General features: G+C 77.3%; 4 protein-coding genes and 1 pseudogene. 4 read left to right on the top strand and 1 reads right to left on the bottom strand.

All coding sequences use genetic code 11. From position 1 onward, the window contains the following. Nucleotides 1-644 (bottom strand): annotated as a pseudogene (locus tag VGI02_RS29205) (hypothetical protein); the annotation flags it as partial. On the opposite strand from VGI02_RS29205, the gene VGI02_RS26715 reads away from it, so the two are divergent. The 4 genes from VGI02_RS26715 to VGI02_RS26700 all read left to right on the top strand — a co-directional run. Further along, a complete protein-coding gene (locus VGI02_RS26715) occupies nucleotides 643-1,128 on the top strand; it encodes an NUDIX hydrolase (protein WP_331632708.1) in 486 nt (161 codons plus the stop codon). The pseudogene VGI02_RS29205 and the gene VGI02_RS26715 sit on opposite strands and share 2 nt — an antisense overlap. Beyond that, the gene (locus VGI02_RS26710) at nucleotides 1,125-3,524 is read left to right on the top strand and encodes a hypothetical protein (RefSeq protein ID WP_331632706.1); all 2,400 of its coding nucleotides are present in this window, start codon (nucleotides 1,125-1,127) and stop codon (nucleotides 3,522-3,524) included. The genes VGI02_RS26715 and VGI02_RS26710 overlap by 4 nt, the downstream gene beginning before the upstream one ends. Before the next feature lie 632 nt (nucleotides 3,525-4,156). After that, complete coding sequence (gene murJ, locus VGI02_RS26705; RefSeq protein ID WP_331632704.1) at nucleotides 4,157-6,010, top strand: murein biosynthesis integral membrane protein MurJ; 1,854 nt, start codon at nucleotides 4,157-4,159, stop codon at nucleotides 6,008-6,010. A 170-nt stretch (nucleotides 6,011-6,180) separates the two neighbouring features. After that, on the top strand, nucleotides 6,181-7,125 hold a 945-nt coding region (locus VGI02_RS26700), incomplete at its 3' end, for a protein kinase family protein (protein WP_527249139.1).

Genomic DNA, 7,125 nt, shown 5'->3' with positions numbered 1-7,125 from the left:
TCGACGAACGTGCGGTCGGGCAGCGACACGGCCATCGCGTTGGCGGTGAAGTCACGCCGGACGAGGTCGCCCTCCACGGAGTCCCCGAACGCGACGACCGGGTTGCGGGTGACCCCGTCGTAGCTGTCCGCGCGGAACGTCGTGACCTCGAGGGTCACCCCGTGGCGGGCGAGGCCGATCGTGCCGAACTCGATCCCGGTCTCCCAGACCGCCTCCGCCCAGCCTGAGATGATCTTCTTGACGGCGGGCGGGCGGGCGTCGGTGGTGAAGTCGAGGTCGCTGGAGAGCCGTCCGAGCAGGGCGTCCCGGACGCTGCCGCCCACCAGGTACAGCCGGTGACCGGCCTCGGCGAACCGGTGGCCGAGCTCGTCGGCGACGGGGGAGTACCGCAGGAGCTCCACCACCGCAGTCTGACCGCCGTCCTGGGTCGCGCGCTGCTCATTCCCGGGCGCTGCGGGGGCGGACGACGATGTCGGCGAGGCGGTCTGGGTGGCTCCGGGCACGGCGAGACAGCGTAACCCGGACACGGCGCCCGTCCTGGTCACCACCCCGGCGCCGTGCTGCTCACCACCCGGCCCGCCCCGCCCCGCCCACGACCGTGCGAGGGACCCGCCGCTCGGTCGTCCGCCGTACGATCGCGGCATGCCCCCGTCGTCGCGACGCTCGGCCGACCGCCGTCGGCGCGGCCCGCGGCGGCGCATGCGCACGGTCGACGAGTACTCGGCGGGCGGCCTCGTCGTGGACACCGGACGCGGCTGTGCCGCGCTGATCGGGCGCCTGGACCGGCGCGGGCGGCTGCTGTGGTCGCTGCCCAAGGGCCACATCGAGGAGGGTGAGACCGCGGAGCAGGCTGCCGTGCGTGAGGTCGAGGAGGAGACCGGCATCATCGCGGCCGTGCAGGCCCCGCTCGGCAGCATCGACTACTGGTTCGTCGCCGAGGACCGGCGCGTGCACAAGACGGTGCAGCACTTCCTGCTCGCGGCGCACGGCGGCGAGCTCTCCGACGAGGACGTCGAGGTCACCGAGGTCGCCTGGGTGCCCCTGACCGAGCTCGGCTCCCGGCTGGCCTACGCCGACGAACGGCGGCTGGTGCGGCTCGCCGCGGAGATCCTGGAGGAGTCCGCGTGATCCCTCGAGGACCCGCGGCGGGGGCCGACCGGGTCCTCCTCCGGGCGGACCGGTTCCTCGCCCGGGGCCGGGCCGTCCTGCTCGCAGGCGTGGTCGCCGCGCTGGCGGTGCTCTTCCCGGGGGTCGGGTCCGCCCAGGACGTCACCCCGGGCTCGCTGACCCTCGACCTCGACGGCGCCGTCCCGCGGATCGTGACCTCGGACGGCCCGCCCGAGCTCGTCGTCACCGGCCACCTCACCAACCGTGGCGCGGTGCCGGTCCGCGACGTCGGGGTGAGGGTGCAGCGCGGCGCCTCGGTCGCCACCGACCGCGAGGTCGGGCGCGCCCTCGACGGCTCGGTGTCCGCGGACGGGCCCGGCGGGGCGGCCCCGGCGTTCGCCCCGGTCACCCAGGACCTCGACCCCGCGGCCGACGTGCCGTTCACCGTCCGGGTCCCGCTGCGCGGCGCGGCCGACTCCTCGCTGGCCCTCACGACGCCCGGTGTCTATCCCCTCGTCGTCGACGTCAACGGCACGCCCGGCACGGCGGGCGCGCCCGCCCGCGTCGCGTCCGCGCAGATGCTGCTGCCCGTGACCGGGGTGCCCGGCGGCGCCGGGGCGCCTGCCCCCGCGCCGGGCCGGGCCCCCACGGTGTCGGTGCTCTGGCCGCTGGCCGACCGCCCGCGGCGCCTCGCGGTGCCGCCGGGTGCCCCTCCACTGCTCGCCGACGACAGCCTCGCCACGTCGTTCGCCCCCGGCGGCCGTCTCGCCGGCCTGGTGGATGCTCTCGACCGGTCCGCCCCGCCCGGCAGTCCCGCCGCGGCGTCGGTCTGCCTCACGGTCGACGCCGACCTGCTCGAGACCGCCGCGGGCATGAGCGGCGGCTACCAGGTCCGGACCCCGACCGGCTCGCGGCCGGGCACCGGAGCGGCGGCCGCGGGCGCGTGGCTCGCCTCGGTCCGCGACGCCGCGCGCGGCCGCTGCGTGCTGGCGCTGCCCTATGCCGATGCCGACCTGCTGGCGACCTCGCGCGGCAACATGAGCGACCTCACGACGGCGGCCCGCACGCTCGGCGAGCGCCGGGTCGCGGACCTGCTCGGCACGCCACCCGTCCCGGACGCCACCGTCCCCGCGGACGGCCTGGTCGACGAGCGCAGCCTCGCCGACCTCGCGGGCGGCGGCGCGCGGTCGCTCGTCGTCGACGGCACGATGCTCGCGGGCGGGGTCCCCCCGGGATCGGTCGGGCGCTTCGCGGGCGAGAGCGGCACCGCCCCGCTCGCGCTGGCCACCGACCCGCTCGCCCGGCAGGCCCTCGCGCCCCGGCCTGCCGCCTCCGACGGCTCGACGAGCCCCGCGGGCACGGGCGCCGGGCTCGCGACGCAGGACGCACTCGGCGTCGTCGCCCTGCGCGCCCTGGCCCCGACCCCGGCCCCTGCCACCAGCGTGCTCGCCCCGCCCACCGACTGGGCCGCCGACGCGGCCGAGGCCGGCGCCCTGCTCACCGGGGTCGGCGACCTCGCCCGCCGCGGCCTGGTGGCCCCCGTCGACGCCGGGACCCTGCTGGCGACCGGAGCGGCGCGCGGGGCCGCGCTCCCGACCGTGGCCCTGGGCTCGGGCGACCGGGCGGCGGTCTCGGACCAGTCCCCGGCCGTCCTCGACGAGATCCGCGGGGTCCGCGACGACCAGCGCGACCTGCTCGCCGCGAGCCGCCAGGACCACAGCGGGGCACCCACGCCGTCGGACTACGTCGAGCCGCTGACCGGCGCGCTGCTGCGCAGCCTGTCCGCCGCCGGCCGGGGGGATCCGGGCCTGCAGCGGGCCGCCGCGGACGACGTCGCCGCCCAGATGCGCACCCTGCGCGGGATGGTGCGGGTGGTGCAGCCCGCGGGCAGCTACGCGCTCGGGTCGAGTGACGCGCCGCTGCTGCTCACCGTCGAGAACCAGCTGCCCGTCGCCGTGGACGTCACCGTCGCGCTCGAGCCGACACCGGGCGTCCGGGTGTCCCCCGTGCCGGTGCGCCGGGTGCCCGCGTTCGGGAGCGTGCAGTTCCAGGTGGCCCTCGACGTCGGGCGGTCCGGGCAGTTCACGGTCGACGCCACGGCCCGCACACCGGGGGGTGATTCACTCGGGCCGACGAGTCGTCTGCTGCTGCGATCCACCGCCTACGGCACCATCACGGTGTGGTTGACCGCGTCCGCAGCCGTCGTGCTGGTGACCCTGGCGAGCCTGCGGGTGGCTCGCCGGGTACGCCGGGCACGGCAGGACCGGCGGTCCCGGCCCAGCCCGCGGCACGCGACCGGTCCGATCCCGACGGTGGATCCGGACGCCCGGGCGACGACGGACGGGTCGACGACGGACGAGACGCAGGGCGGGGACCCGTCGACGGGCGGACCGGGCCGCCAGCTCCAGGACCGATGACCACGCGCCCCGACCGCGGCGCGCCCCCCGGGGCGCGGCCGGGTCCCGACGACGGCCCCGTCCGGCCGGACGACCGCGACCCCGACGACCGGGGGACCGACGGCCGCCGTCCGCCACGGGCGGGCGACCGGGACGACCGCACCGTCGTCCCGCCCCCACCGCCTCCCGCGGACGGCATCGTGCCGCCGCCTCCCGCACCCGAGCACCCGGTCATGCCGGCCTCCGGGCCCCCCGCCGACCACGCACCCGAGCAGCGGCCGCGGGCCGCCCGCGGGCCGCTCCCGCCGCGGGGCGGCCCCGCCGGACCCACACCCGGGCCGCCACCGCCCGGACCACCCGCCGGGCGTGCCCCGGGCCGTCCCGCCGGACCGCCGCCCGGCCGGGCTCCCGGTCACGGACCGACCGGTCCGGCTCCCGGACAGGGACCGCCAGCGGGCCGCGGACCAGCGGCGCCGCCCCGCGCGCCCGGTCCGCCCGGACCGGGACAGCCCGGTCCCGCCACGCGAGGTCCCGCCGGGCCCGTGGGACCTCCGCCCGGAGCCCCACCGGGGCCCTCGGCACCACCCCAGGCGGGCGGACGCACGGCCGACCCCCGGATGCCACGACCGCTCGCGGCCGAAGGACCGGAGGAGATGACGGTCCCGGGCCGCGCGGTCCCGGGCCACGGGCCGGTGCCGCCGACCGACCGGACGACCGAGACCGACCTCGTCCCGGCCCGCGTCGAGGAGGCGACGGCGCGGATGGCCGCCCTCGCCACGCAGGGCGGGACCGACCGGTCGGCACCGCTCTCGTCGTGGACCGTCGGCGACTCCCAGGACGAGACCGTCCTGCTCCCGCGGCCGCCGCTGGAGCAGGACGCCTCGGCGGTACCCGCGCCGCGCACCCCCAGCGACGACCGGAACGACTCCTCGCTGGTGAAGGCCTCCAGCGGGATGGCGGTGGCGACGCTCGTCAGCCGCCTCACCGGCTTCCTGCGGACACTCGCGCTGGCGGCGACCATCGGGCTCGGGCTGGTCGGCAGCTCGTTCAACATCGCGAACACGCTGCCCAACATCATCTTCGAGCTGCTGCTCGGCGGGGTGCTGACCAGCGTCGTCATCCCCGTGCTGGTCCGTGCCGCGAAGGAGGACGGCGACGACGGCGACGGGTTCGCCCAGAAGCTGCTCACCGGGGCCGCGGTGGTGCTCCTCGCCGCGACCGTGATCGCGGTGCTCGCGGCGCCGCTGCTGATCCTGCCGTACATCGAGAACGAGGCGAACCGGCCGCTCGCCACCGACTTCGCGTACCTCCTGCTGCCCCAGATCTTCTTCTACGGGATGGGTGCGCTGTTCGGCGCGATCCTCAACGCGCGGGCGGTCTTCGGGCCCGCGGCGTGGGCGCCAGTGCTCAACAACGTCGTCGTGCTCATCGCGCTGGCGATCTACTGGATGCTGCCCGGCGCCACCGACGGCAGCCCGATCAGCACCACGCAGCTGCTCGTCGTGGGGATCGGCAGCACCCTGGGCATCATCCTGCAGGCCCTGGTGATGCTGCCCGCGATGCGGCGCACCGGGTTCCGCTGGCGCTGGCGGTTCGGGTGGGACCCGCGGCTGTCGTCGTTCGGCGGGCTGGCCGCGTGGGTGGTCGCCTACGTGATCATCAGCCAGATCGGGCTCACCGCGATCCTGCGGGTGGCGTTCACCGCCAGCGACGGCGGACCCTCGATCTACTCCAACGCCTGGCTGCTCATCCAGGTCCCCTACGGCGTGCTCGGGGTGTCGTTGCTGACCGCCCTCATGCCGCGGATGAGCGCGGCCGCGGCGAACGGGCGCCTCGACCAGGTGGTCGACGACCTCTCGCTCGGGTCGCGGCTCTCGACGGTCACCTTGCTCCCGGTCAGCGTGATCCTGACGGTCTTCGGCTCCCAGCTCGGCGTCGCCATGTTCTCGGTCGGCCGCGCGGGCGGGCAGTCCGCGGAGGCCCTCGGCGCCGCACTGTCCGCGTCCGCGTTCGGTCTGCTGCCGATGGCCGTGGTCATGCTGCAGCTGCGCGTGTTCTACGCGATGGCGGACGCCCGCACACCCACGCTGATCATGGTGATCATGACCGCGGTGAAGGTGCCGCTCGCGTATCTGTGCCCCGTGCTGCTGCCGCCCGACAAGGTCGTGCTCGGTCTGGCCGCGGTCAATGCGTTCGGTTTCGTGGTCGGCCTCGTGGTCGGCGACGTGTGGCTGCGGCACCGGATCGGGCGGCTCGACACCCGCCGGGTCCTGCGCACCGTGCTGCTGACCGGGATCGCCTCGGTGGTCTCGGTGCTGACCGCCGTCGTGCTCGTCACCCTGCTCGAGCGCGTCCTCGGAGGCGCCGGGCTCGTCGCGAAGGCCTGGCTGTCCGTCGGTGTCGGCGGCCTGGTCTCGCTCGCCGTCGTCGTGGTCGCGATGCGCCTGCTGCGCGTGCCCGAGCTCGACCCGGTGGTCTCGCGCCTGCGCCGGCTCGTCGGACGCTGATCGCGGCGGCCACGACCATCCGGGTTGCCCCGTGGTGACGGGTGTCGCGGGACGCGCCGGGTCCACGACGGGCAGGCCGGTGTCCCGTAGGCTCGGACTCCGCACGGGGGCGTGCGGTCGGAGGGTCCGAGGCCGCGCGGGGGGTGTGGTGAATGCGCCGGAGGTGAGGGGTGGACGACGCGATGGCCGGCCGCCGCGCGCCAGGGGCACCACGAGGCGCCGTCGCCGAGACGTCCGGCCCGGTCGACGCCGCCGACGAGGACGAGACGCCGCCCGCGCCCGATAGTGACGGCACGCCGCCTGCCGACGACCACGCCGGGGACGCCGCGGGCCAGCAGCCCGCTCCCGACGCCGCCGACGAGTCGGCCACGACCGCGGTCCCGCCGGTGACGGGCGGCCCCGGGATCGACGGCCCGACGACCTTCCTGCCCGAGGGCAGCCGCCGTGGCGGCACCGGGACCCGGCCCAGCCCTGGACGCCGTGGCGACGCCGGGCGGGGCGAGAGCTCCCCGGGCGGCGCACCGCGCGGTCGCCGTCCCGCGCCGTGGGGTCCCCGCGCGCCCGCCTCCGGCCCGATCCCCGTCGGACCGGGCGGGGCGATCGTGCCCGGCACCGTCATCGCCGACCGCTACCGGCTGGTCGCCGAGGTCGGTCGTGACCGCTCGGCGGACGCCGTGCTGTGGAAGGCCCGCGACACGACGCTGGAGCGCGACGTCGCGATGACGCTGCTGGTCGGGGGCTGGCAGGCCGACGCCCGCGCGTCGTCGGCACTCTCCCGGGCGACCCGCTCCGCGCACTTCTCCCACCGCCACGCCGCCCGCGTGCTCGACGTCATCCAGCCAGGGTCCACCCGGCTGCCCGGCGGCGTGCTCGGCGCCGCGGTCGCGGAGTGGACCCCCGGGCGGGATCTCGCCGAGCTCGTCGCGGGCGGCCCGCTCAGTCCCAGCGCCGCGCTGCGGGTGGTCGAGCCGCTCGCGCAGGCGGTCGCCGACGCCCCCCGCGCCGGCCTGGTCCTCGGGATCGACCACCCGCAGCGCGTCCGGGTCACCGCGCGCGCGAACGCCCGGCTCGCGTTCCCGATGCCGCGCGGCGAGGCGGCGGTCGACGACGACGTC

This window comes from Actinomycetospora sp., from assembly GCF_036497245.1.
In the GTDB taxonomy this organism is placed as follows: Bacteria; Actinomycetota; Actinomycetes; order Mycobacteriales; family Pseudonocardiaceae; genus Actinomycetospora.
This window is presented reverse-complemented; position numbering and strand designations above follow the sequence as displayed.

Bases quoted from the DNA above. Each gene is read 5' to 3' on its own strand.
- murJ (WP_331632704.1), top strand. From the start codon at position 4,157: ATGACGGTCCCGGGCCGCGCGGTCCCGGGCCACGGGCCGGTGCCGCCG.
- VGI02_RS26715 (WP_331632708.1), top strand. From the start codon at position 643: ATGCCCCCGTCGTCGCGACGCTCGGCCGACCGCCGTCGGCGCGGCCCG.